The following is a 24550-nucleotide window of genomic DNA, read 5'->3' on the forward strand; positions in this document are numbered from 1 at the left end:
GTAGTGACATGATAATGTGTTTTTAATTAATTATTTATTTCGAGCGCAAATGTAGTCTTTTTTATCTTAATTTAACAAACCTTTATGAAAATGTTTGATTTTAAACACTTCCTTTTTTCAAAAAAAAGCAGACATTAAAAAAATAACTATTTTATAATATCCTTTCAAAAAACGTTTCATCCTCACAATGAAACCCTTACAAGCATTAGAAAATAAAAGTTAAAAAAGCGGATTCGATTTTTAATTTTTCTGCCATTCTATTAAAACTTTTTTTTCTATGTTTGTTTTGAGTTTAAGAAATACCTTGCTTTTCTTGTATAAAGAAAATGATGATGTTTCGTCATCGGTGTAAAAATATTTGACATTCAGCACTACTTCTATCTTATGGATGAGAAAGTGTACTAGGCGTACAGTTTCGGTTCCACCTCCTCGAGATTAACTGTACGCCTAGTACACTTTCTCTGGAGTTGATAGACATAGTCCTTAGAGAATACGAAGGTTTTAAACTTTAAGCCCTATTGCTGCAATAGGGCTTTTTTAATGTAAAAATCGATTATAATATGTCTGAAAAGCTTAGCAAACAACAAATTTATGATAGAATAAAAGCTACCTCAAAAGATAGCTACATATTAGAAGAAATGCAGCGTTTAGGATTCTGGCAGTCTGGAGGCCAGCCTACTCTTTCTGAAATCCTGATCAAACAGGAAGCAGCGATCGAAAAAGAATTGAACGAACTTTTGGCGCAGGACAGAAAGTTTAGCAATCGCGAAGCAATGGTGCTGGAAATGCGCAAAGCACGAATGAAAGCGGCTAAAGAAAAAAGAGTCGAAACCAAATTAAAACGTGAGCAAAAGCGTCTCGATAAAGCAGAAAACTGGAAATTACTGCAAGAAAAGCAAATTTTATATTTAGGAGAAGAAGTTTCTAAAGGTCTTCATTATAAAGAAGCTGCTGTTAATCTTTTAGAAAAATACAATTTACCTGTTTTTGAAGATGCACTAGCATTGGCAAAAAGCATGAACATCGATTTGAAAGCTTTGCAATACCTTGCTTACAACAGAAAGGTTTCTAAAATTAACCATTACCACACTTTTGAACTCGAAAAAAAATCAGGCGGTAAACGTAAAATATCGGCTCCAAAACCAAAATTAAAAGAAATTCAGACCTGGATTTTAGAAAACATACTGCATCAAATACCTTATACAATAGAAGCACATGGTTTTGTAAAAGAGCGTTCTATTGTAACCAATGCACAGCCACACGTTAACAAAGACATTGTTGTGAATGTCGATTTAAAAGATTTTTTTCCAACCATAACGTACAAAAGAGTAAAAGGATTATTCTGTAAATTAGGCTATTCTGAAGAAGTTGCGACCATTTTAAGCTTGTTATGCACCTATTCTGAAATCAACGAAACAACATTGGACGGTGTTACTTATTATGTGCAGTCCGGTGAACGCAAATTGCCGCAAGGTTCGCCTGCCAGCCCGGCTATAAGCAATTTGATTGTTTATAAATTGGATAAGAAAATTAACGGACTAGCCCAAAAATTAAATTGCAGCTATACCCGTTATGCAGACGATATGAGTTTTTCTACCACTCAGGAAAACAGCTCAAATATTTCGAAATTATTATATTTTACAAAAAAAATCATTGCATCTGAAGGCTTTATAGTTCATCCTGAAAAAATTCATGTGATGAGAAAAGGAATGCAGCAAAAAGTAACGGGAATTGTTGTAAACAATAAACTGAATATTGATCGAAATCAATTACGAAAATTTCGCGCCCTTTTGCATAATATCGAAAAAAACGGCTGGAAAGACCAAAAATGGGGAAAAGCTGTTCATGTTATCAATGCTATAGAAGGTTATATTAATTATGTAAATATGGTAAATCCCGAAAAAGGAACTCTATTTAAAGAAAATTTGAAAAACATTATAAAGCTGCACGGTTTGCCTCATATAGAAAAAATAATTATTCCAGAAAAAGTGACTCCAATTGCTGTTTCTCTTCCAGAAGAAAAAGAAGAAACAACGGTAAAGCAGCAATCAGAAAACTGGTGGAATATTTTTTAATTAAGCACTTTTTCAATTATGAAATTAATTAAACAGATCAAACTTTTCTATAAAGAAGGGAATTCAGATAAAGTATACGAAATAGACTTATGCGCTATTGATGCTGCCAATTTTGTGGTCAATTTTAGATATGGAAGAAGAGGTGCTGCATTAAAAGACGGCACTAAAACTCCCGAATATGTGTCAGAAGAAAAAGCGAAGCTTATTTTTGACAAACTTGAAAATGAAAAAAAAGCTAAAGGTTATGCTTCAGAAATAGAAACGCTTATCGATCTTCCTTCATTAGAAAGTGTAGAACCAGATTCTGTAAACGGTGTCATTTTACAGCGTCTGCAAGATGCCATAACCGGCAAAAATACTTTTAAAACCTATTGGAAAACCAGCCGTGTCATCTGGAAAGCAGGTTTATTGGATATTCAGGAAGCTGTCCCGTACATCATTAAATTAGCCTCAAAAGGAGATGATTTACAAACTTATGCTGCAATCTGGGCTTTAATAAAATTAAAATCTGAAGCTGGAAAAGAAGTTTTTAAATCAAATGCTTTTCAAGGCAAACAAAAAGAATACATTAGAAATCTGGCGCATGAAGGATTATTAGGAATCTTAAAAGAGGACGAATTGCAGCAGCATATCGGTGCAATTCTGGAAACGATTCCGCAGGAAGCCCGATATTATATTGATAAAAAAGAGTATGATTCATTGGTTAATTTTCTACAAGAAGAATTAGCCAATAATGCCATTACGTATCTGACTGCTTTGTATTTAACAGCCAAGTTTGACGCAAAACTGCACGAAATTGTGGTGTTTTTATTAGAAGCCGTTCCGTTTAAACCGCCGTATTTCAAACATATCAGAGCTATTTATAAACTGGCTCATCTAAGAAACGATGCCGATGCAATTGCTGTTCTTGCTTATCGATTTGAAAATGAATATGCCATGTTTAATTCGAATGCATCTTTAAGAAAACAGCTTCGAAGAGAAGATACCAAAATAGCTTTTTCGAATTTTACCAAACTTTATTTTCAGAAAAACAGCCTTAATTTCTTAAAAGAAATGAATGCTGAAAAAGACGCAAAAAAATACCTGAAATTTGCTGTTTCTATCTTATCAAAGTATACAGAAAGTGATTATACAAAAGCAGGAAAAACGCCTGTAAACACTTACGGACAATACAATTATAATGACAGAAGGTATTATTATACTGTTGTAGATTATCCAGAATGTGCTAATCTGGCTTTGCTGTCAACGATTTTATTTGGGAATGATCCCAAACGAGTTTTAAATTCAAAATTGAAATACATTTTGGGTCAGGAAGTTTTCTCTACCACAAATTATTATTTTATAGAAAATGATCCAAGCAGAATAGATCAGAATCCAAAACAGGAAAGAAAAACTACTAACGCCTCTACTCATAATTCAGGTTCCGTTTTAGATACTGCCAAAAAAGTATTCTCTACCTTTTTTGGTAAAAAAGAGGAAGAAAAAAAGCCGGAAACGCCTATTGTAAAGCAAGAAGAAAAAACAGTTGAAAATGAGAATCAAAGCCGTTTAGAATTATTCCCAGAACATTGGGATGCTTTTCCAGAAGCTTACATTCAGCTGATTATGGAAGCACAGATGAACATCATTCATCAATTTGCTTACAACAATTTAAAAGCGCGAACCGATTTTACTACTTTGATCGCTCGTTTTGACGAAAACAATATTCTAAATCTTTTAAACAGTGATTTTGCAATACCAAACAATTTAGGATATGAAACCATCATCCTAAAAAATGATGCGCTTGCTTCTCAAGTTGGTTTTGTTGCCGATGTGTTGGGTTCTCATACAGAACCGGCAAGAAATTGGGCAAAAAAACAAATCGATTCAAACCCATCGTTGTTTTTTAATGATGCTGATTTTGTCACAAAACTACTTTTTAATGAAATTCCTGATTTAAAAAACTGGATTGCAGCTTCTCTACAAAAATTTACTTTTACCGAAGACAAAATCAAAGTTATTACTGGAAAAGTTCTTGTGGTACTGCTTACACTCGAACAAACTGACGAAAACAACATTACGGCATCAGTCGCTATAGAAAGGCTTAAAACCATTGCGGCATCACAGCTGGAACAATTAAGCTGGGATATTGTAGCGCGCTTGGTTTCTTCAGATCTAAAAACAAATAATCTGCTGGCCAGTACAATTTTGATTTTGAAATCTAAAAAAACAGCTTCAAACGAAATTCCGTTCTCGCTGATTACACTGTTTTTAGAAGATGAAAGTCTTGAAATTAGAAAAAATGGTATTCAGTTATTGAATAATTATGAGCAAGAGCATTTAATCGCCAATAGCGAATTGCTGTTAGGTTTATTCCACAATCCGTTTCAAGATGTTCTTTCGACTGTTTTGGAAAGTATTACTCAATTAGGAAAATCTGATGCATCTTTTTTTGATATTGCGCTGCCTAGTTCTGTTTATGCGATGATCCGAAAAGAAAAATTTGAAGGCGCTCATTTACTTTTCAAAAAATTCATACTAGAAGAAACTGTCGAGCATTGGAATACGGCATTAAAACCACGCGATGTTATCAAATTAGTTTATGCCAATTATAGAGAAAGCCAGTTGACAGGATATGAAATATTAAAAAAATATTCCCGCAGTTCTGAATTTACGATTCCGCAGCTTATTGCTCTGTCCAACCACGAAATCTTGGCTGTAAGACAATGGGCATGGAATTATTTTATTGCTCATAAAGAAAGAATCCGTGCTGAAAGAAACAATGCTTTAGCCATTTTAGATACCACTTGGGACGATACCAGAGCGTTTGCTTTTAATTTCTTTAAAACCGAATTTGACGAATCGGATTGGGATTTAGAATGTCTGATCAGTATTACAGATTCTGTATTGCCTGCCGTAGAACAATTTGGAAAAGAAATGATTACCAGATATTTTAATCCAAATGACGGGCTGACGTATTTAACCAAATTAAGCCAGCATCCGAGCGTAAACATACAGCTTTTTGTGACCAATTATCTCAACACTTATGCTGTTGATAATGTGCCAAAGTTAAAAGAACTTGATTTTTATTTTCGTTCTGTGTTAACGCGCGTATACAAAGCCCGAATCGCCAAACAGCGTGTTTTTCAGTTTTTGCACAGCGAAGGCCGAAAAACCGAAGAAGCGGCTGTTTTTGTAACCGAAATTCTGGACGAAATTTCGGCAACGGTTTCTATACAGGATAAAGCAAATTGTATCGAAATCCTGACCGATTTAAAAACGCTTTACCCGCAATTGAATACCCATTTAATCCTTAAAAACTAAGTTATGTTATTTGATTATAAATACAGTGGCAGCACGATTGTAAATAACACTTCCAATAGTACCGGCATGAGTTTTTCGCCGGATACCCTGCGGGAACCGACTTTTTTTGTTGGAAAACTAAATCAGAAAATCGCTTTTAGAGAAGCGATCTCTGCATTGCATGATGTGGTAATTTCTGATCTGCGTTTTTTTCCGAAGGACAAAGAACAATACAAATTATGGGCGGCCGAACAGGAAAAAATCTGGCTGAGCGAATATATGGCCGATTTTCAGATCGAAAATGTACGTGCCCGTATTCAGCAGTTAAAAGAAGAATTGAGTGCTGTGCATAAAGAGAAAGCTGCCGTTCTGGGGCCTTTTAATAAAGCGAAGTCTGCCTATTTTGATTATTTATATAAAAACGATAAAGATGCTTGGTTTGTTCTCGATCCTGTAATTACAGTACATCCCGACGAAGTATTTTTTGAATGTTTCAGCAAAGACGAATCGTCTTATGGAAAACTGAGCTGCAATTATAATGTTTTTACTGAAATCAGTGATTTTAAATGCGGCACCACTAATATTGATTATTCTGAAGGATTGTACAATGAGTTTCAGAAAATAAGAAACTATAAAGAAACCGAGTTTAAAATTGACCCTTCGGGTTTTGAGGCCAAAACCACAAACGAACAAGTGTACAAAGAAGTAAAAATCGATCTGCCGGATTCGTGGGTTAGAGGATTTTTGCAGGTAAGTTCGGCAATGACACTTCCGGCAACAGTACTCGATTTACATCCTATGGATATTTTTAGTTTGTGCCAATATTTGCGTCGTTTTAAAGAAAAGAAAGGACCGAGAGCTTTGCGTTTTGTACTTGAGCCAGACAAACCAATAAAAGCGGTTTTTGAACCTTCTTATGACGAATTAACTTTTCATCGTTCTCTTTTTCAAGGTAACGAAGCCAAAACCATTCGTATTTGGGGAAGACGCCGTTTATTGATATTAGAAAGATTAATTCCTGTTGCACGAAATTTTAAAGTCGTGTTATTAGGTTCTGGTCTGCCATCGTTTTTTATTGCCGATCTGGGCGACATGTCTTATACTTTAGGATTATCGGGCTGGACAAAAAACGATTGGAGCACCGCCGGAAATTTTGATTTAATGGCGCCAAGAACCAATGTCGATTTGTTTACTCAGGAAAAAGTTTTTGATGCCTTAAAAGAAAACTGGTTTGATACGTCTGATAATCTGGCTAAAAAACTCAATCTCGATCCGTCGGTAGTTTCGGCATCTTTGACCGCTTACACACAGGCAGGACGTGTGATCTACGATTTAAATTTAGGTTTGTACCGCGTTAGAGAACTGACTCAGGAACCACTAAACATGAAAAGTTTACGTTTTGCAAGTCCGCAGGAGGAAGCTGCGAATGCTTACATCACACAAAACCGCGTAAAAATTGACACCGCTGTAAAAGGCGATCAATTACAAATCAAAGGAAAAGTAAACGATAAAGAATACACTTATACAACTTTGGCTGTTTTAGACAAAGACAACCGACTGATTGAAGGGAATTGCGAATGTTCGTTCTACAAATCCAATCAATTGCGAAAAGGTCCTTGCGAACATATTCTGGCGACTAGAATGGCATTGCATGCTAAAGTACCTGTTTAAGAAATTTTATTTTAATGCGTTGGGTGTAATTCAAAAACTATATATTTTGACGCGGATTCGACGGATTCGTTATCACGAAGACGCGGATTTTCGCAGATTTTTTAAATTCAACACATAAAATCCGTTTTATCTGCGTTTACTTTTTGCGCACTGTACTTTATTTAACCCCAATGGATTCATTTTTAAATAAAAATGCCCCAAAATAGTTGTTTAACTTTTTGGGGCGTTTTTTTATTAAATAACGTTATTTTCGTAATCAAAAATCCTTGTAAGTGTATTTCATTTTATATGGGAAACCTACGTTCGTATCTGTTGTCAGTATTTTTCTTCCTTGGTGATCAAAAGTATAGTTAACTATTCGCTTTTTACCTTTTCCAATTTCTTTTATTCCTTCAGGTGATACAACATAACTGCTTTTTTCTTTTTTTATTCCTTCATACCTAAAGATACTATTATAATTGTAGCCAATAACTTCATTTTTATTATTGTAGATATAAACGTAAGAGTAAGTCAATAAATTTTTCATATTCGGATCGAAAACTGTACTTATCGTCTTTATCAGTTTTTTATTTTTGTAATAATATTTTATGTTATAATTTTCTCTAGCGCCTGATTTTAACTTCATTTCTTTTAATTGATGTAGATTGTCATAGTAAAAATTATGAGAAGTAACATGATCTTCACCAAAACTTTCCAACACATGTAAAGTACGTGAATCTGGCCTTTTAAACAATATTGTATCATAGGATTTCAATTTAAAATTGATTCTTTCATCCATGTGATTAATCTGTTTTATTGTTCCATCTTCATGATATTCTATTTTATAGATATCAATACTATTATTTTCATTTATTCTTTTTTTATAAGAAATAATGCGTTGCTGCTTATCATATTCAAAAGTATAATTTATGCCTTTCCAGGAACCCTCTGTATATTCTGCATAAACTTCTTTCGTATTTTTCATTTTTTTATAATCTGGAAAAATGTTTTCTTCATAAAATACATTTTTTAGAATAATGTCATTAGTATCATATATAGGGTCAAATACCAAATCATCGGTTGCCTGCGTCTGCAAAAAACAACTTGAAAACACTAGACCAACAACAATGCTGTAAAGCACTTTTTTAAAATCAACTAAAGAATTTTGCATAGAATATTTTTTAGATCAAAATGAGAAGCGACCGATTATTTAAATGTATTCAATAATCGGCTGCTTTTATAATTAAACTTTTGCTTTAAGACTTCTTTTACACATACGTTTTATCAATCTGGCTCAAAATGGTCGGATCCTGAATTTCATTATCTTTTGCAAACAATAAAACTTTTGACATTACTTCTGCTGATTTTGGATCATCGTCTGCAAACGGAAGGAATAATCGACCGCGGTGCTGCGAATGAATTGGTAGAATCGATAAGTATTTACCCGGCATCTGGTGTACTACAGCACTTCCTAAATGCACGCTGTATTCGGCCATACTTCCTTTGATAATTGCATGATTTTCTTTGATTTCGACATTTTTTATTTTGAATAATCGCAGTGTTTCTCTCAGTAAAACGGCTCTCATCTCGATAGAAGAATGACTCGCTTCTGGATCAACGCCTCCAACATGGGCAACACTTACGACCAAATCAATATCGCGCATGACTTCTGAGAAAATCCTCGGATTTACCGCTTCAAAAGCAATATTTTTATAATCTTTTAAGGAATGGAATTCGATAGTTTCCAGAGTCGGACTTTCTACATCTGCCGGCGAAAACCAATCGGCCATCGCGTACATTTTTACCTGATAGCCTTCTTTATGGAAAACTTTCTGCAAACCTTCTTCATAATCTACTTTCCAGCCGCGGGTTTTCAATAAAGCCAAGGTTTGTTTTGGCTGTACCTGATGTCCGGCGTAGCGGCGGGAAACTGATTTTTCTTTTAGTTCATCTGGCGTTGGAACATACAATTCTCTAAAGATTTGTTTGAATGGCTGCTGTAACTTATTGTCAAAACAATACGATTGAAAATCAACCCAAACGCCATTTTTATGCAGATCGTAACAATGTGCAATTCTAAAAGTCTGTTTGTCATTCAAATACAAAACTTCGCCCAGAGCCGAAATCAGATTTCCATCCACATAAAAACCAATTTGATTGTCGCTGGAAATAAACACCAGTTTTTCTAAATGTTTAGAAATAATAGGATGTTCAAAAAGGTTCTGCATTTCTGCGAATAAAAATTCATCACCCCGAATCATACTTTCTTCCAAACCTTTTCTAGAGCGTGTCCATTGTTCACGCATGGTTTTTCTGTAGTCTGTCAGTTCCAAAATTGCTTTGTCTTTTTTGTATTTTGGCGGAATCGATTTCAATTCTTTATCTCCTTTCAGCGTTACCAGATCGGCTTTTCCTTCTTTATTGATGACCAGTTTTATGGTTACATCGTCCAAAGTAATTTCTGTCTCTTTCGATAAAATATTCTGAATCTGTTTGGTTTCCATCGCCCAAGTCAAACGCACCGGATCCGGATATCCCGCATTACGGGCCAGATTTTCTAAAGCAACTCGTATTGCCAAACCTTCGCTTGCCTGTTTCATCGAACCAAATTCGCGGCTTTCTTTTTTAAACTGCTGTAAATATTCATAACGAGCCAGAATGTCTTTTTCAGGACTAGTTTTACTCAAAGGCACTAATCCGTAAACTCTTAAATAATCCTGATCGCGTTTGTCTTTTACTTTTGCCGTAACTTCTCTAATTTTTAAATCGCCCGTAATCGTATCTGCGTAAAGTCTGGCGCGTCTGTGCCCATTTCCGTCGCTTACATATTTGGCCGATTCATACAACATTTCCCATTTGGCTTTTCCTAATTTTTTATACGCCGATGTAAACCAGTCTTTGTCAACAGCACCGTCTTTGAAGTCCTGAAGATCAATTGCCGAAAACTTAGCCATTTCACTTTCTAACTCCGAATTTGCTGCGCTGTAACTTGCGGTTTTTGTATGTGCATGAAACCACCAGATTCCTTCATCCAGACCTTTCCAGTCTAAATAAGTACTGATAAACTTTTGCCATTGAGGCGCATAAATGGCTGTCTGGATCAATCTTTCTTCTGAGATTTTTGCCTTTTTGACTGCTTCGTTAAAAAGTTCCTGCGTGTCAGATTCCAGCGGGTAACATCTTTTTAATAAATAGCTGAACAATTTTTGTTTCGTCAAATCGGTATAACTCCACGAATAAATATAGCCTTTGTATAAACTTGCTTTACCCAATGCGGTAAGCATTTCGATCAAACGATTGATGCCGAAAATCTTCTGGAAACTCTGTACCAAATGTGTAACCGAAGTATTAGAATCTCCTCTTTTGACTTCTACATCCAAAAAGGTTTCGCGGATCTTATCAATAATCGGAGCCAAAAACGGAAACTTAACCAATAACTCTTCGCCTCCAAAATGTCTGTAATGCTTTTTATTTTCGCTTGTTAAAACAGAAATTCGTTCGCTTTCCAGAATCCCTTCATAAAGTTCTCCTTCCGTAATTAATTTTTGTTCAAAAGCAGCACAATACAAAAACATTGGCGGTTTGTTGTACACAATATTGCGTTCTAAACCGCTGAATTGTCTCCATCGGTGCAAATTCCAAACCTTATTGTACTGCGCCGCGGTTAAATCTCCTAAAGCTATTTTATGCAGATAAATATCAAAAAAGTTCTGATTCTGCCAGCCGTTTCCGTTATCTGTATTATAATAATATTCGTCCTTTCCGGGTTTGTATTCAAACTCCAGAATAGATTGCGGCAGAGCAGCATACAAAGTACTGCAGGCATCGATTAAGAAATCTGTTTTTTCTGTAAACGGATATTTCAACTGCAGCGCCTTCAAAATATTCAGAACCGCATTGTCCCAATCATAACCTCTTTTGTTTTGGTGCGGCAGTAATTCTTTATAATAAAAAACATATTTTTCCAGAAAATCACGGAAAACCTTTCGGTCACAGTTATTAATAAGCGTCATGATAAACAAATCACTTGCTGCTAAACCAGAATTTTCAAACCAGCCCGACCAAACTTCGTACAACGGATAATTGGTCGCGGCGATTTCGGCATTTTCTTCTTGTAAATTTTTTATTTGTCTAAAATTATTCCCTAGTAAAACCGTCATTTTACTGTTATCATAATTCTCGACTTCGTACTCGTAATTGCTGTTTTCCTGATATAATTTGTACAGTTTCTCTATTTCAGATTTTATGTGTGACATTGGTTTAGAGAAACCATATTGATTCGATTTTACTGCTTTTGCATACAAAGAATCAGACTCTGGTTTGGGCAGTGCATAAGGCGAAACTTCATTTGGCACGTAGAATCCGTAGCCGTTTTCGGCACTCAAAATATCTTTCTTTTTCTCAGGTTCCAGCTGCTCTAAGAATTTGGTTTCTTTCTCGGTAATTTTTGGTCTTACCGCATATGCTGCAACCCAATCATTTACTTTGTCGGCAAGTTTATTGTTTTTTTGCAGCTGCAGCATTAAATCAAGAATCGACATACGCTGTTCCAGATCTCCTTTTTCTAAAGTCTGATTGACAAAATTGATAATTTTATCGTCTTCCTGTTTTACTAAAATGGCCGTTAGATTTTTCTTTAAATTCGAATTCTTACGCTTGTACAATTCCTGAAAAGTCGACAATTCGTTTTCGGTTAAGCTCTCGTTATGCAAAACACAAATTGCCGAAGCCACAAGAGATTCTCCCCTGTCTTTTAAAATTCGCAGCGCAAAATTCCTCTGGAAATCGGTTGGTGTTTTTGTTTCTTTTGCCTGATTATTCTGGAAACTGTAAAAAGAATAATTGTAAAAACTTCCCAATAAATTTCGGGCCAGTTTTTCTCTTAAATGAATTGAAAATCCTTCAAAATGTTCTAAAACCTTTTCCAGTCTTTCGTTGTTATCGCCAACCAGATTAATCGCTGCGGCAAAAAGCGTATCTCTCTCAAACTTGATATTGAGCCATGAAAATACTTTTCCTTCAAAAGTTTTTTCCTTTTCGGTTATTTTTTGAGCAAGGTCAAATACTTTATTAAAGAAGTCGGGATAATCGGCATTTTCTACATAAAATTTAGATTTGGCGTTGGCTTCCAGCAGCATGTTCATCCTCGGAACAGCAAAGGCTAAAACCTGCAGGTTTTCGTCGTCTAAGGCTTTAAAATACAACGGCATTTCGATGTACGGATCGTTGGTTTCTCCCGCAAATTTCAGCGCTAGAGATTTCTTTTCAACCGAACCTTTATCTAACAATTCATGCAGATACGGAACCGTTTTCTCGACATCCAAAACGCCCTGAACCCAAAGCGCCATATATACTTCATTATTGTTTTTGCTTTTAACGCCGTTTGGAATCGTTTCTGGATTCGAAAAATAACCCGAAGCCAGATCGATTATATTTCGAACCGTTGTTTCTTTCTCAGATTCCCAGCCTAAACCCGTCCAGGTATCGATCGCTCGTACTACCGACGAAAAACGGGTTAGTTTATGCTCGATAATCACTTTTATCATGTATTGCAAAGCGCCGATACTGGTTTCGTCTAACGCTTCTAAAACCGTCTGGCGCAGCCCTTCCTGACGCTGTGCGGCCAAAAGCAGTTTTTCTACTAGTTCCCAGCTTTCCTTTTTTTCGCTGTTTAAAAGTGCTTTGATGATGTTGCGCGACACTTTTCCTCTCGAATCTTTATTGAAAATAATATCTTCAAAAAGCTGGAATAAACCTTCTTTGTTCAAATCTAAAGCCGCTGACCAAATCATAAATTGATTCGCCGAATTTGAAATTTCGGTATCATAACGAACCTGATCTTCGATATTCAAATCATAATAAAAAGTCGTACTGTCCTGATAATCGTATTTATGCGGACCGTTGAGCAGCGAACGCAGAAAATTGATCTGATTCACCAACAAATAATTTTTATGATTCGGAGCTCTAAAAGAACGTCTCGCATAACCGCTCTGATACATTTTTTGAGGCAGTCTGCTCCAAGCTTCTTTTACATACACTGCGTTTTCTCCTCCAAAAAAGTAAACCAGCAGCTCGTAATAGTCCTGATCGTCCCACATATTCTCTTTGACCAAAGCCGCAAAGGTTTCGGCTTGTTTAGAACCCAGCGCAATATAATTACTGTAATAATTGTCCTGAAGTTTTAAAAGTTCCAGACCAAACGCTGCAGCTTCTTTTTTGAGTTTTGTTTTTGATAATAACTTAGAAACCAGATTGCTGTTTACAATTTCTTCCAGTTCTTTTTTAAATCTCTTAATCGGACTTTCGATTACTTTACTTTTTAAAAGATCTTCTATTGTCATGTTTTGATATTTTAGATTAACTAAATTTTAGATTTTAGTCCCGAAGCCTCGGGATAGATTTTAGTCCCGAAGCCTCGGGATAGATTTTAGATTCCTTAGATGGCGCTCAATTTTTGATATTGATGTTGATATTGTAATTGATATTGATATTGCAATTGAAATTTGAAATTTTAATCACCAATAACTTCCCGCCAAGAAAGTCAGTCTGATAAACGTGATGGGTTTGTTTTGATCCAGATCGATTGTTTGGTTTAAGTTTTCCAGCTGATCGTCGCCGTAGAAAACAGCGTATAGACCATCTTCAAAAGCCAAAATGGCATTTTCCTGCGCTTTTGCCAGATCTACTTGGTTGTGGTTGTAAATCGCGCCGAAACCTACTTTTCCGGTATCGGTTAAAATGGGAAGGTAATTTTCTTTTGGAAGATGAATTTTGTCCTCGTCTTCAAACTCAAAAGAAGAAGAACGAAATAATTGTACCTGATGGTCGACAATCGATTCTATGAGTTTTTGTGTAGTAATTACAGGATTTTCTAGGGCCAAAGCGATACTTTTTTCCTGAAGCAGCGGCTGTTTTTTTCCTAATTGTTTAACTGAGATGCTTACATTCATCTTTACGGGCTTTTATTTTGAAGCTGTAAAATAAGAATTTTACAGCACGTTTTTCTTAAAACAAGATCTTTTAATTGTTAAAAAATCTTACGAGTTAAAAGTACTATCAGACCGCAGAAAAACATCCCCAAAATTGGTATTTGCAGGGTTTGGGTTTTTATTGAGAAGTAATTGCAAGTTTTTCAAAATGTCTTATTCTGATACTTTCATGTCCTGCACAGCACAGCTTATACTCTTCTTCGTTATAATTTTATAAAATCACTATACACAAAATCTACAGCTAAAATTCCTTGTAGAAAAATCCATCCAATTACAAAGACAAAACATGACTTCTAATTCCTCTGACAAAAGGAATCTGGAAGTATTCAGCCAATTTATCTAACTAAAAATAACCATAAAAATTCCAACGCTCATCTAAATGCAGCCCCATCAGAAAAAATGGATTTCACCCAACTATTTACAAACTAACTTAAAGATATAACCATGTCAAAATTCTCAGAACAAGTACAAATTACGATAGAAGGCTTTACTCAAAATGTTATTTATTACAATCTGGAGCTGTCTCAAAAAATGGCAGACCATCATTATTTTTCGTTTTTTTTGGCAGTACACCGGCAAACCAATTATTGAACCGCAGGATCAGGAAAAAGCCATCAGCAATTTTACCGGCAGTGAAGTCATTTTTACTTTTACGGTAAACGGCATTCGATTGATGTCTAAAGGACGAATTACAAAATTAGGTTCTCCTCACCAAAACGGAAGTCCGGCGGGGCTTCAGGTTTTTGGAACCAGCCACACGATTGCCCTTGACGATATGCCAAAGTCGAGGATCTTTCTGGAAAAAAATCTCCAGCAGATTGGTCTCGAAATTTTTAGTGAAGAAAGTTCGGGAGAGTTTTACCAGCGTGAAGCCATTGTCCCGACTTACACCAAAGAATTCAAATTTAAAACCCAATACAACGAAACCAATTTTAATTTCCTGAAACGCCTTGCTGCCCGTTATGCCCAGTGGTTTTACTTTGACGGAATGCGCATGCAGTTTGGAAAAATAAAAAATACCAGTATTAGACTAATTAACGAGTCGTCGCTGCATAACCTAAACATCGAGGCTTATCTGGTCTCGCATAAAACTTCATTTGGCGGTTACGATTACAGCAATGCGTCTAATATACGAGACGGTGCCGAAAAAACTACAGAAGGCAGTCAAGACAGATTTGCTTCGCTTGCTATTTTCAAACAGCCTTACATTGTAAGACCAGGACTGCAAAACGGCGCCCATACCAGCAATGCGCGAAACAAAGAAGAGATCGAAGAAATGGCCAAATTGCAGACCGCGGGACGCGATGCCAACAGCGTTTTCTACACGGGTACTTCTTACTATCCTATAGGTTTGGGGCAGACTTTTATCCTGCAAAATAAAACCGTAGAACACCATTTACTGGCCATTGAAATTGTACACCGCTCGGAGGTAAACGGAAACTACACCTGCGAGTTTAGAGCAATTCCTGCCGATGTGGCCGCACCGCATTATACCAATGTCAATCTGTTTGCTCCATCCGAAAGCCAGCCCGCAAAAGTAATTGACAACAACGATCCCGAAAGGCTTGGCCGTGTGAGAGTAGAATATTATTGGTATACCTATGCTTGTAAAAGTGACTGGATGCGTGTAGTTCAGGCTTATGGAGGCTCTGGAAAAGGTTTTTATTTCAGACCTGAAATTGGTGAGGAAGTACTCGTAAGTTTTGAAGGAGGCAACGCCAAATGCCCGTACGTTTCTGGAACCTATTACAATGGAAAAGAAATGCCGGACTTTTTTGACGAAAAAAACAGCACCAAAGGCTGGAAACTCCGATTTGGAATGCTGTTTAAGTTTATAGAAAAAGTAGGAATCTGGCTTTCTGACCCTAGCGGCAATGAAATTCATCTGGATGAGGAAAATAAAAACATCAACATCACTTCTACCGAAACGATTACCGTAAAGGCGAAGAATATTATTCTCGATGCTGAGGAAAGTATCACATTCAAGGCTGGGACGAATATTGCACAAGAAGCAGGAAGTAATATTACACATGAGGCAGGAAATAATATTACAGTGACAGCTTCAGGAAATTTATTTGAAAAATCAGACAACAGAACTGAAATTACAGATCAAAACTACATAAAAACAGTTGGAGGAGTTTCTGGCGAAATTGCTGGCAGTATCAATGTAAGTTCAACCGATGGAAATATAGACATGCATAGTTCAAAAGATTTAAATGGTTATTCAGGCGAGAAATCAAACTTACACTAAGATTATGGCAATTCTAAAACAAGCAAAAAACATTGTAATAAATGTACATTCGGATAGTACAGCAATCGTAAATAATAATATGACTAAAACAGCTAAAAAGATTACGATGCGCTCAATACAAGGTAATTTAGAAATACATTCTATTAATAAAATAAATAAAAAAAGCAATGGCAATTAACTTTTATGATTATGTCAGCAAGTATGATTTTGTACCTTTTGCAGAATTACTTAATAGCGATGACTTTAAAGTACTTTCAAAAAGCAAAACAAGTCTTATTTCCACAGCTTTAAAGGATTCATACAAAGAGCTTTCTGATACTAAAATAGAATTTACTCCAGAATCTCTCAAAAAAGAGAAAGTGATTTTAAAGTTTAAACTTCAAAAGGCACATCAATATGCAAGTGATCCTGACGGCTATTTAAGATATAAACTAAGTACCATAAAGGGACATGCATTTGTTACCAACCATAACAAACCAGAAGTAGAACATGATTTGGGAATAAAAAAATACGGTGATATTGTAGAGATTGTGTTTAGCAAAAACTTAATGGATACGGTACAGTTTATTGATTTCTACTTTAAAGACAACTCAGAAGACTGGCTGGATCTTAAAGGCAGTATGCCTGATAAATGGGAACATTGCGGGAGGGTAAGTATTGGAGCAGGTTCTGCTTGCTATTGTAATCGAGATTTTACTGAAGAAGAAATAAAAAAAATTGTAAAAGAATTAAGAGATAATACATTTTACAATGAAAAGTCTATCAGTTATTATCATAGTGATAAATTATTTCATAGAAATTCTCAAACAAAGGAAGAATACAAAACCGAAGAACTTCCAATAAATGATAGAAGCTATAAAAAATTAACAGAAGTTTTAAATGCCGTTTTCAAAAAGCATCATATAGACAAATGTATTAATAAGGTAACTTTTTTGGCACAAATGTATATTGAGACTGCTTATTTCACAGCAACAATTGAATTGACTCATCAAAAAAAAGAATATGAACCTTACAGAGGAAGAGGTTTTATACAATTAACTCATAAAGGCAATCAAGATAAAAGGACATTAAATGCTGTTTCTTATTTAGGTTATAAATTATATTCAAATATAGATGTTATTACTACCCCAAGCAAAATATCAACTTCTTTAGAGATATCTGGTGATTCAGCAGGATGGTTTTGGGAAAAAGGAGTTAGGAAATTCGATGGAAGTGTAATTAATTTAAATACAAAATGTGGAAAAGAAGAAAGCGAATTTAGAGAAGTAACACGATTAATCAAAGGTGCGGCAACAGAATTTGGAGAAAGAAAAGAAGCGTTTTATGCATTGCTGAAAATTTTTAATTATGAAGATTGTATTAACAAAAAATAGTTTAATTCTATTGACAGTATGCTCAGTTATTTTATGCTGTAAAAATAGAACTGAGAAACTTCAACAAAATAAGGTTTATAAATCAGTTATATCTAAAAAGATTGAAAAAGTATTTATTGACTCATTGAATACATTAGAGCATAAAATAATTTTAAACAAAGTTTACATAGAACGTAAACTGATTTATGAGATAGAAATCTTTAATTCTGAAAAAATAGTAAATGCTTTTAAAATACCATATCATTTTATATCTGAAAATGATACACTGCAGGCAGATGAATTAAGATTAAGCAAAAACACTGTAAATAATAATCATATTAAAGTAAAAATTGAAAATGGATTTATTATTGAATTTTGGCAGTCAGAAACATTATTTCAATATTTAGTCTATTTTGAAAAAGAAGATCTGTATTTACGGAGAATAAAAAGAATAAGTGAAGAAAATGCTTATAGTAAAAAGATTAAAATTTGTGAAGTGGCTCTAAATGAAAATCTGCATAAACTATCTGCTACAAAAATTGATTCCATTATTAATAATTTCGATAATATTAAAAACATAAACTGCAATTAATTCAAAAAACAAACATCTAAAAAAAATCAGATAGGGTAAAAATTATAAAGTTAAGTGATGAAACAAATTATATCAATAGTATTACTAACATTTTCTTCATCTCAAAAACAAACTTCAAATAATTACAATTCTTTTTTTATTGAAGATACTGTTAAAAAACAACACTAAGGAATCAAATAAAAGCAGGTTGACTGATAGTATTTTCTATCAAAAAAATCTAGACATAATTAATTTTATAACATCTGACTATGATAAAAATGGAATCAACGATACTGTATGCTTATCTTCTAAAAATTCTATCGTTAAGTTTTCAATCATTCTAAATGGAAAAAATGTAATTGAAACAACGAAACTTTTGATTCCAATGGCTGATATTGAAAGTGAGAGAAAGCATAATTTTTTCCTATTTGGAAATAAATCCGATACGATATCTCTAATTCAGGAATATGGAGCGACTAGAGATGCAATGTCTTGTATAATTTACTTCGATAAATTTCAAAAAGAATTTATCGCCAAATATATTATTTACAAATACACAAACAATAAAACTGGGCATATGATAGAAGATACTATAATAAAAGACAAGCCTATTAAAAGGTAAATATGCCTACATATTTTAAATTGTAAAAGGTGAAAAATAAGATATCCGAAAAAAGTGATGAGTTAGTAAAAAAAACTAAGGATATCTTTGATAAAATCAAATATTAAATGTCATGAAATTATTTTGGAGAGTTAATTTGTACATGAGTGTTATAACTTTTGTCTTGTTTTTGTTATACTATTTTGTTGTTAAGTTCTCATGTTTTACTCCATCTGTTAACAACACTGTAATATCAATCACATTCGTATTTTTTATTTATGGTGCATTTTTAGAGATTATTCAAATTCCGATATGTATTCTAGCTTTATTTTTTAAATATAGACCTCCAAAAATTTGGTTTATTTTTATATCTATGATTTTATTTTTTATTATTAAGATTGCTTTTTTTATTTATTTACTAGGAGCTGGGGTATGAATTAAGAAATTTCATGATATCATCCTACAATGATGTTTTCAAACCTCCATTATTTTTTGGTATTGGCTCAGATCAATATTGGTCTGCAGGTATAAATATGCAGGCACTTTTACCAGGGCAAATTAAACTTGTCTACGCAGTAGACATGCATTATGGTAAGTCGAATCATCTTTTGCCGTACTTGGGTTATTATGGTTATCAAAACTTAAAATAAATGAAGAATAAAACATGTCATATTGGAATAATTTTATTCATTATAATATTATTTTCAAACTGTACGAAGCAACATGGATATATTAAAGATATAGAAACTAATTTACCTATTCAAGGTGTATTATTGACCGATTGTATAGATAAACAAAACTACACTACTACTGATGAAAATGGGATGTTTTCTTTTATAAATTGTAACGATTTATCAATTTCTAAAAAATTTTATAAATCAGATACTCTCAAAAAACACGGTTGCAAGCCCTCTGGAAAATGCTTCAATGGACATGTGTTTTATATGACACCTAATAAATCCGAAGTTCGATAAATAGATTTGCTATTTATTCAAAGAAATTATTCCGACTACCCAGATTTCCCTGAAGCATCAGAATTAACTTGGTTACACACCCGCGACTATTCTAATATGGCATCAGAATATGATGTTCTAGCACTTATTTGGCTAAACAAAATAGAAACAAAATGAAAAATTTTATTTACTTATTTGCTTATTTAATTATCTGTACATCTTGTAGCGAGCAGAGTTATTACGGATATGTTTATGATCTGAACAAGAATATTCCTTTGCAAAATGTCAAAGTATGTGATTATGAAAATAATAAAATCACATATACTGATGAAACAGGATATTTTAAACTATTATATAAGAAAAAAACTCCATCTAAGTTACTATTTGTTTGTGAACGTTATACAATAGATACCATTCCTGCTTATGGCTGCAGTCATTATGGAGAAACATCTAATGAGTGCTTTAAGGGACAAAGGATTTATCTTAATAGAAAATAAAAAATGACAAAAAAAGCACTTCTATTTTTACTTTTCACTTCTATAGTCGCTTGTACTTCTACAAGAGAAAAAAAAGAAGCCTCAAATAAAATTCGAAAAGAATATGTTGATTTTGTGGTTTCAAGAGGTTTAGACACATTAAAAACAAAGCATTATCATGATTTTGTTGAATTTAAAGAAGAACAAAAGAGAAAAGAATTAATTAACAATCCCTATTTAAAACTAAATCATGTCTATACTTTTCATCATTATACTAGAGGACAAGAAGTTGGAACTTTTATTGAAAAACCTAAAGAATTTATAACTTTTGTTATCTATTCTGTTGAAGGAACTTTTTGTTTAAGTAGTTCTGAATTAGGCGGAGAATATTTAAGCTTTTCTGAAAATGGCATCATTAAAATAAAAAAACCTATTCTGATTGAATATTTTGGAAATTTTGAATTGACAGATAATTTTCTAAAAACAAGAAAAAGGAATAAGACTCCTTACAAAGAATGGTATGATTACTTAAATGGAACTATAAAAAATGACACCATTTTTTTTACTGAAAAGTTTGTAGGACAAAAATATGAATTTAAAAAGAAGTGGACTTCTAAAACTCGAAAGGCAAATCTAACTGAAATATATCAGCCAAATTTAAGTGTTACAAAATATATAAATAAATCTGGAATTGTCTCTTTTACTGTTACTGGAGAACTTAATTCAAAAAGAAATTTAGAAGAAGAAAAAGTACTAGAGCTTATGGATAAAGTTAAGTATTGAAGCACACATAGTTCAAGTCATACACAATTCTGGGAAAAAGTTGAGAAAGGTTTAAAAGGACTTTTTAGTTCAGGTAAAAGCGCAGGATATAAAAAGAAATAATTATGAAAAATTCTCAAAAAATGACCTTAGTCAGCGTATTAATATATCAGGGTTCATATGGTTGACTAAAATTGAAATAAAATGAAAAAAACATTAATATTTTTTTTTACAATGGTGAGTTGTAAAACTTCTGTCAAAAATTACGAGGGATATATTTATGAATACAATACAAAAAAACCATTGTCAAATATTGAAATATGTATTGAAGATTTGAAATGTGTGAAAACAAATAAAAAAGGTTTCTTTAAGACTGATTTTATTAATTCATCGCTATCACGTTATATATATTTATATGCAAATGGAGAATTAATAGATTCTATAGAAACTATTAGAGGTTCTGGTGGAGAAAAAATAAATTTTTATTTTATAAATGGAAGAAAAGATACATCCTTTATAGATATGGAGCAAAAAAAAATAATTAGACAGTAAGTAGATTTCCTTCAAGATTTGCCATAATAAACCAGATTTAATGGCAAAAAACAAAAATTACAGCGATAAAAAGACGAGAACAAAAAGAAGCCTCAAGCATCAAATTATCCAAATAGTCTTCCCATGATTCGTAATAAATACTATCATTTAACTTAATAACTTTATGTTTGTTTTGAAGGTAAACTTTTTGCTCAGCGCCAGAAGAAATAAAAGCGTTGATATTAATTGACGTGATCCAAAAACTATTACGATCACAAAACTCTTTTATTAACGCTGTTTCTTCACCTTTGATTTGCTTGCCTGACTCAAACGTTCTGCTTGGGCTCTTGCTTTTTCTAAGGTAACGGGAGATTGTTTGGATAGTATCTCCATGCCCAACTTGGCTCTTTCCTGAAATGATATTTTGTAGTTCATTTTTCATGAAATTAAAGTTCAAAGATAAGGATTATTTAGCTCAAAAAAACACCCTGCAAAGTTGACATTTGCAGGGTTTTGGTTATTATTGATGGGCTTTCAAACTAGCACAGGCTTTATAAATTTGTTTCTCTGAAAACGGGGCCAAAGTTTCTGCCAGATTTCTGCTGGTTCTTAAACAGCTGAGCATTTTTTGCCTTAAACGGATGTCGTCGCCAAATTCGGTATGCATGAGGAGCTCGAAGATTTCCAGCAAATATTGGGGTTGGTCTTTGTAATCTCCGTCAAACAATTCGTCTGAAAGGAAATTAATTACGGATGGCACTACATCTCGATGTGTTGTTTTTTTATTTTCTTCTTGCATGTCTGAAAATATTATGTACACGAAACCCACGATCGGTTGTGCAAAAACACTCCAAGGAATGAGACTAGGGCTATCACTAGCACCTACAACGTAACGTGGGTTCGCTATATTAAACTTAAAAGTTTATTAAGGATTTCTCCTTGGTATGATGTTTTTGCTTTGCAAAGATATAACTTTTTAAAATAAATAGATGTATTTACTTACAAATTATAATCATTCTAAAAGCATACTTAAATGTACAAAAATCTGAGAGAAATGATATTAACTGTATAATTCTTCTCTAATTTTTATCAAGGTCTGAATCGCTTTTGCTTCGTCTGGTCTTTCGGGCAAAGTCGAAGTTTGATAATGACTTTCTATCGAAGCGATAAGATTATCGGCCATTTCGAGTAAATCGTCGTATGCTCTGTTTCCCGCTTTTATGTCCAACAATTCTTCGCGGTTAGGAACCCGGATGTTTAATTTTCCTGTCGAAAGAATCTGTTCTGCTGTTTGCAAAAGCCTGATGGTGTGCATCATGTTTTTGCTGTCGTAGTTTTTTCCGTGCTGCTGGTTGGTATTGTAGCGGTCTTCGTTGCGTTTCTCGATCCAGCTCCAATATTCGGTGTATTCTTTGCAATATTTAGAATAACCGTCTTGATTGAAAGACAAATAACCGATCCATTTTTCGTTTTTCGGAATCGACGAAAGCGAAACTTCATTGGAGGTTTCTTTCTGGATAATGCCTTTATAACCTAAACTCTTTTCAGGATCGTAAAACATCGCAAACATTCCTTTTGAATTCGGCAGATCGACCAAACCAATTTGTTCTTGTTTGAAATTATTTGCTGCCAAAAACTCTAAAACCGAAACCGTTTTATAATCTTCGAGAACATAACAAAAATCCAAAAGACTTTTCTTTTCTTTCGGCAGCGGATTCACGATTTTCTTGTTTAAACCCCTCGCCTTTTTGATCTGCGTAACGGCATAACCGGCAAAAGAATCTTTGCAGAGTTTAGACAAAAAATCTTCGATTCGCAGCTTTTTCATTAACGGATGTTGGTACAAAATACAATCTTCCGGCGAGGCCAGAATCTCCAATATATTGGGATTATTTTTAATCAACAATTCTACAAAACGGCCAATTTCGTAATACACCTCATCATTGGTTTCATTCGCTACTTGCGGGATATAATCTAACCCAAAAAATTTGTCTTTCGGAAGATAATAAACCCCCTTTATATCGGTATCTGATGTTGGTGTATTCAACCCAAAAGACCGACTTCCCGAAATTGCTTCAAAAAGGATTAGGTTTTGGGATTTTAGGTCTTGGATGGTCATTTTTTATTTGTGGTAATTATTTATGCTAGGAGATAATTTTTGAATAATTGCATTATATTCTATTCAGGCAAACTTAAAATATAAAGAATAGATTTAGGCAAATCATCATAGGTTTTTAAAACAACATAATACCATTTATTTTCAGGAATATCAACTTGAAAGAGATCGTTCTTTTTATGATTTTTAACTGCATCTTCAAATGTTTTATGCATCACTCCTTCATTAAACCATCCTAAATCACCTTTATTACTATTACCGTCCATGTTGTAAACAGCCACTAATTCTGCAAATGACTTGCCTTTTTTGTACAATTTGATAATCTCTTCTCTTTTTTTATTAATCTGATTAATAGTCAATTTACTGCCGTCTAGGTAAATATAACTAACTCTCATCGAAATAACAGATTCCGTTTTTACAATTCTATCTTGATCTATAAGATCTTTTTGAAGAAATCTGTTTTTATAATAATCCAGACTGTCATTACTAATTTCTAAAGTTGTAATTGCAGCTTTTGGATTCGATTTAATAAAATTCTCAGCTTCTTCAAGAGAATTAATTTGTCTAAAGTTTTGTGAAGAAACTACAGTTAAACAAAAAAAGTTAAGTGCTAGTAATAGGTATTTAAACATTATAAAATGGTTGTTTTAAAATTTATTGAGTTTTACGAATTTTGGGTTTAGGCTGAAAAAGATTTACTTGCGGAAATGGCTTCAGAAAGGATTAGCTTTTGGGATTTAAGGTCTTGGATGGTCATTTTTTATTTTTATAAAACTTTTTCATTACAAAGGTTTACATAAGATTTAATATTTGGAAAATATTAAACTGAATACTAAAAAAAATATTACGAAATATGCGAAAAAAGTGTTTTTGTTATGTTTTTACTCCTCAAATATTACGATAACATCACAAATCTGATCTTTCTCTTTTTTTTCTAAATT

General features: G+C 33.7%; 20 protein-coding genes. 13 read left to right on the forward strand and 7 right to left on the reverse strand.

Annotation, left to right across the window (positions count from 1 at the left end; translation table 11 throughout):
* Positions 1 to 560 precede the first annotated feature (560 nt).
* Genes C4F50_RS17570 through C4F50_RS17580 form a run of 3 tightly spaced genes read left to right on the forward strand, consistent with a single transcriptional unit; the run spans position 561 to position 7028 of the window.
* Positions 561 to 2075 carry a reverse transcriptase family protein gene (locus C4F50_RS17570; RefSeq protein ID WP_194139958.1) on the forward strand — a complete coding sequence of 505 codons (1515 nt, stop codon included), beginning with the start codon at positions 561 to 563 and terminating at the stop codon, positions 2073 to 2075.
* 18 nt (positions 2076 to 2093) lie between these two features.
* Positions 2094 to 5378 (forward strand): WGR domain-containing protein, encoded by a 3285-nt coding sequence (locus tag C4F50_RS17575; RefSeq protein WP_194139959.1) that lies wholly within the window; start codon positions 2094 to 2096, stop codon positions 5376 to 5378.
* A 3-nt stretch (positions 5379 to 5381) separates the two neighbouring features.
* Entirely contained in the window at positions 5382 to 7028 is a 1647-nt protein-coding gene (locus tag C4F50_RS17580; protein ID WP_194139960.1) for an SWIM zinc finger family protein, read from the forward strand.
* A 256-nt stretch (positions 7029 to 7284) separates the two neighbouring features.
* Here the strand turns inward: C4F50_RS17580 and C4F50_RS17585 are convergent, their stop codons facing one another.
* From C4F50_RS17585 to C4F50_RS17595, 3 genes are all read right to left on the reverse strand, one after another.
* A complete protein-coding gene (locus tag C4F50_RS17585) occupies positions 7285 to 8178 on the reverse strand; it encodes a hypothetical protein (RefSeq protein ID WP_194139961.1) in 894 nt (297 codons plus the stop codon).
* A gap of 97 nt (positions 8179 to 8275) precedes the next feature.
* Positions 8276 to 13348: a DUF4132 domain-containing protein gene (locus tag C4F50_RS17590; protein WP_194139962.1), complete on the reverse strand. Its 5073-nt coding sequence runs from the start codon at positions 13346 to 13348 to the stop codon at positions 8276 to 8278.
* 174 nt (positions 13349 to 13522) lie between these two features.
* A complete protein-coding gene (locus C4F50_RS17595) occupies positions 13523 to 13957 on the reverse strand; it encodes a hypothetical protein (protein ID WP_194139963.1) in 435 nt (144 codons plus the stop codon).
* A gap of 535 nt (positions 13958 to 14492) precedes the next feature.
* Between C4F50_RS17595 and C4F50_RS17600 the strand changes: the two genes are divergently transcribed.
* The 10 genes from C4F50_RS17600 (at position 14493) to C4F50_RS17640 (ending at position 21514) form a co-directional block, all read left to right on the forward strand.
* The gene (locus tag C4F50_RS17600) at positions 14493 to 16247 is read left to right on the forward strand and encodes a type VI secretion system Vgr family protein (RefSeq protein WP_228012070.1); all 1755 of its coding nucleotides are present in this window, start codon (positions 14493 to 14495) and stop codon (positions 16245 to 16247) included.
* 4 nt (positions 16248 to 16251) lie between these two features.
* Positions 16252 to 16425, forward strand: a complete 174-nt coding sequence (locus C4F50_RS25690; RefSeq protein WP_228012071.1) for a hypothetical protein — start codon at positions 16252 to 16254, stop codon at positions 16423 to 16425.
* Positions 16415 to 17620: a hypothetical protein gene (locus tag C4F50_RS17605; protein WP_194139964.1), complete on the forward strand. Its 1206-nt coding sequence runs from the start codon at positions 16415 to 16417 to the stop codon at positions 17618 to 17620. The genes C4F50_RS25690 and C4F50_RS17605 overlap by 11 nt, the downstream gene beginning before the upstream one ends.
* Positions 17595 to 18191, forward strand: coding sequence for a hypothetical protein (locus C4F50_RS17610; protein WP_194139965.1), 597 nt, complete (start codon positions 17595 to 17597; stop codon positions 18189 to 18191). Before C4F50_RS17605 ends, C4F50_RS17610 begins: the two co-directional genes overlap by 26 nt.
* A 187-nt stretch (positions 18192 to 18378) precedes the next feature.
* A complete protein-coding gene (locus C4F50_RS17615; RefSeq protein ID WP_194139966.1) occupies positions 18379 to 18792 on the forward strand; it encodes a hypothetical protein in 414 nt (137 codons plus the stop codon).
* A gap of 428 nt (positions 18793 to 19220) precedes the next feature.
* Positions 19221 to 19421, forward strand: a complete 201-nt coding sequence (locus C4F50_RS17620; protein ID WP_194139967.1) for a hypothetical protein — start codon at positions 19221 to 19223, stop codon at positions 19419 to 19421.
* A complete protein-coding gene (locus C4F50_RS17625; RefSeq protein ID WP_194139968.1) occupies positions 19422 to 19745 on the forward strand; it encodes a hypothetical protein in 324 nt (107 codons plus the stop codon).
* Positions 19746 to 19897: 152 nt separating this feature from the next.
* Entirely contained in the window at positions 19898 to 20221 is a 324-nt protein-coding gene (locus C4F50_RS17630; protein ID WP_194139969.1) for a hypothetical protein, read from the forward strand.
* Positions 20222 to 20224: 3 nt separating this feature from the next.
* Entirely contained in the window at positions 20225 to 20983 is a 759-nt protein-coding gene (locus C4F50_RS17635; protein ID WP_194139970.1) for a hypothetical protein, read from the forward strand.
* 183 nt (positions 20984 to 21166) lie between these two features.
* On the forward strand, positions 21167 to 21514 hold the full coding sequence (locus C4F50_RS17640) for a hypothetical protein (protein ID WP_194139971.1): 348 nt from the start codon (positions 21167 to 21169) through the stop codon (positions 21512 to 21514).
* A gap of 37 nt (positions 21515 to 21551) precedes the next feature.
* Here C4F50_RS17640 and C4F50_RS17645 read toward each other — a convergent pair whose 3' ends face one another.
* From C4F50_RS17645 to C4F50_RS17660, 4 genes are all read right to left on the reverse strand, one after another.
* A complete protein-coding gene (locus C4F50_RS17645) occupies positions 21552 to 21935 on the reverse strand; it encodes a putative polyvalent protein kinase domain-containing protein (RefSeq protein WP_194139972.1) in 384 nt (127 codons plus the stop codon).
* A gap of 78 nt (positions 21936 to 22013) precedes the next feature.
* Positions 22014 to 22292: a hypothetical protein gene (locus C4F50_RS17650; RefSeq protein WP_194139973.1), complete on the reverse strand. Its 279-nt coding sequence runs from the start codon at positions 22290 to 22292 to the stop codon at positions 22014 to 22016.
* 261 nt (positions 22293 to 22553) lie between these two features.
* Positions 22554 to 23612, reverse strand: coding sequence for a nucleotidyltransferase domain-containing protein (locus C4F50_RS17655; RefSeq protein WP_194139974.1), 1059 nt, complete (start codon positions 23610 to 23612; stop codon positions 22554 to 22556).
* A gap of 59 nt (positions 23613 to 23671) precedes the next feature.
* Positions 23672 to 24241 carry a peptidylprolyl isomerase gene (locus C4F50_RS17660; RefSeq protein WP_194139975.1) on the reverse strand — a complete coding sequence of 190 codons (570 nt, stop codon included), beginning with the start codon at positions 24239 to 24241 and terminating at the stop codon, positions 23672 to 23674.
* Between the last annotated feature and the right edge of the window lie 309 nt (positions 24242 to 24550).

The sequence above is a fragment of the Flavobacterium hungaricum genome, assembly GCF_015182285.1.
Lineage (GTDB): Bacteria > Bacteroidota > Bacteroidia > Flavobacteriales > Flavobacteriaceae > Flavobacterium > Flavobacterium hungaricum.

What these genes read in the sequence shown, in the direction of transcription:
- C4F50_RS17570 (WP_194139958.1), top strand. Translation starts at nt 561, where the DNA reads ATGTCTGAAAAGCTTAGCAAACAACAAATTTATGATAGAATAAAAGCT.
- C4F50_RS17575 (WP_194139959.1), top strand. Translation starts at nt 2,094, where the DNA reads ATGAAATTAATTAAACAGATCAAACTTTTCTATAAAGAAGGGAATTCA.
- C4F50_RS17580 (WP_194139960.1), top strand. Translation starts at nt 5,382, where the DNA reads ATGTTATTTGATTATAAATACAGTGGCAGCACGATTGTAAATAACACT.
- C4F50_RS17585 (WP_194139961.1), bottom strand. Translation starts at nt 8,178, where the DNA reads ATGCAAAATTCTTTAGTTGATTTTAAAAAAGTGCTTTACAGCATTGTT.
- C4F50_RS17590 (WP_194139962.1), bottom strand. Translation starts at nt 13,348, where the DNA reads ATGACAATAGAAGATCTTTTAAAAAGTAAAGTAATCGAAAGTCCGATT.
- C4F50_RS17595 (WP_194139963.1), bottom strand. Translation starts at nt 13,957, where the DNA reads ATGAATGTAAGCATCTCAGTTAAACAATTAGGAAAAAAACAGCCGCTG.
- C4F50_RS17600 (WP_228012070.1), top strand. Translation starts at nt 14,493, where the DNA reads ATGTTATTTATTACAATCTGGAGCTGTCTCAAAAAATGGCAGACCATC.
- C4F50_RS25690 (WP_228012071.1), top strand. Translation starts at nt 16,252, where the DNA reads ATGGCAATTCTAAAACAAGCAAAAAACATTGTAATAAATGTACATTCG.
- C4F50_RS17605 (WP_194139964.1), top strand. Translation starts at nt 16,415, where the DNA reads ATGGCAATTAACTTTTATGATTATGTCAGCAAGTATGATTTTGTACCT.
- C4F50_RS17610 (WP_194139965.1), top strand. Translation starts at nt 17,595, where the DNA reads ATGAAGATTGTATTAACAAAAAATAGTTTAATTCTATTGACAGTATGC.
- C4F50_RS17620 (WP_194139967.1), top strand. Translation starts at nt 19,221, where the DNA reads ATGATATCATCCTACAATGATGTTTTCAAACCTCCATTATTTTTTGGT.
- C4F50_RS17625 (WP_194139968.1), top strand. Translation starts at nt 19,422, where the DNA reads ATGAAGAATAAAACATGTCATATTGGAATAATTTTATTCATTATAATA.
- C4F50_RS17630 (WP_194139969.1), top strand. Translation starts at nt 19,898, where the DNA reads ATGAAAAATTTTATTTACTTATTTGCTTATTTAATTATCTGTACATCT.
- C4F50_RS17635 (WP_194139970.1), top strand. Translation starts at nt 20,225, where the DNA reads ATGACAAAAAAAGCACTTCTATTTTTACTTTTCACTTCTATAGTCGCT.
- C4F50_RS17640 (WP_194139971.1), top strand. Translation starts at nt 21,167, where the DNA reads ATGAAAAAAACATTAATATTTTTTTTTACAATGGTGAGTTGTAAAACT.
- C4F50_RS17645 (WP_194139972.1), bottom strand. Translation starts at nt 21,935, where the DNA reads ATGAAAAATGAACTACAAAATATCATTTCAGGAAAGAGCCAAGTTGGG.
- C4F50_RS17650 (WP_194139973.1), bottom strand. Translation starts at nt 22,292, where the DNA reads ATGCAAGAAGAAAATAAAAAAACAACACATCGAGATGTAGTGCCATCC.
- C4F50_RS17655 (WP_194139974.1), bottom strand. Translation starts at nt 23,612, where the DNA reads ATGACCATCCAAGACCTAAAATCCCAAAACCTAATCCTTTTTGAAGCA.
- C4F50_RS17660 (WP_194139975.1), bottom strand. Translation starts at nt 24,241, where the DNA reads ATGTTTAAATACCTATTACTAGCACTTAACTTTTTTTGTTTAACTGTA.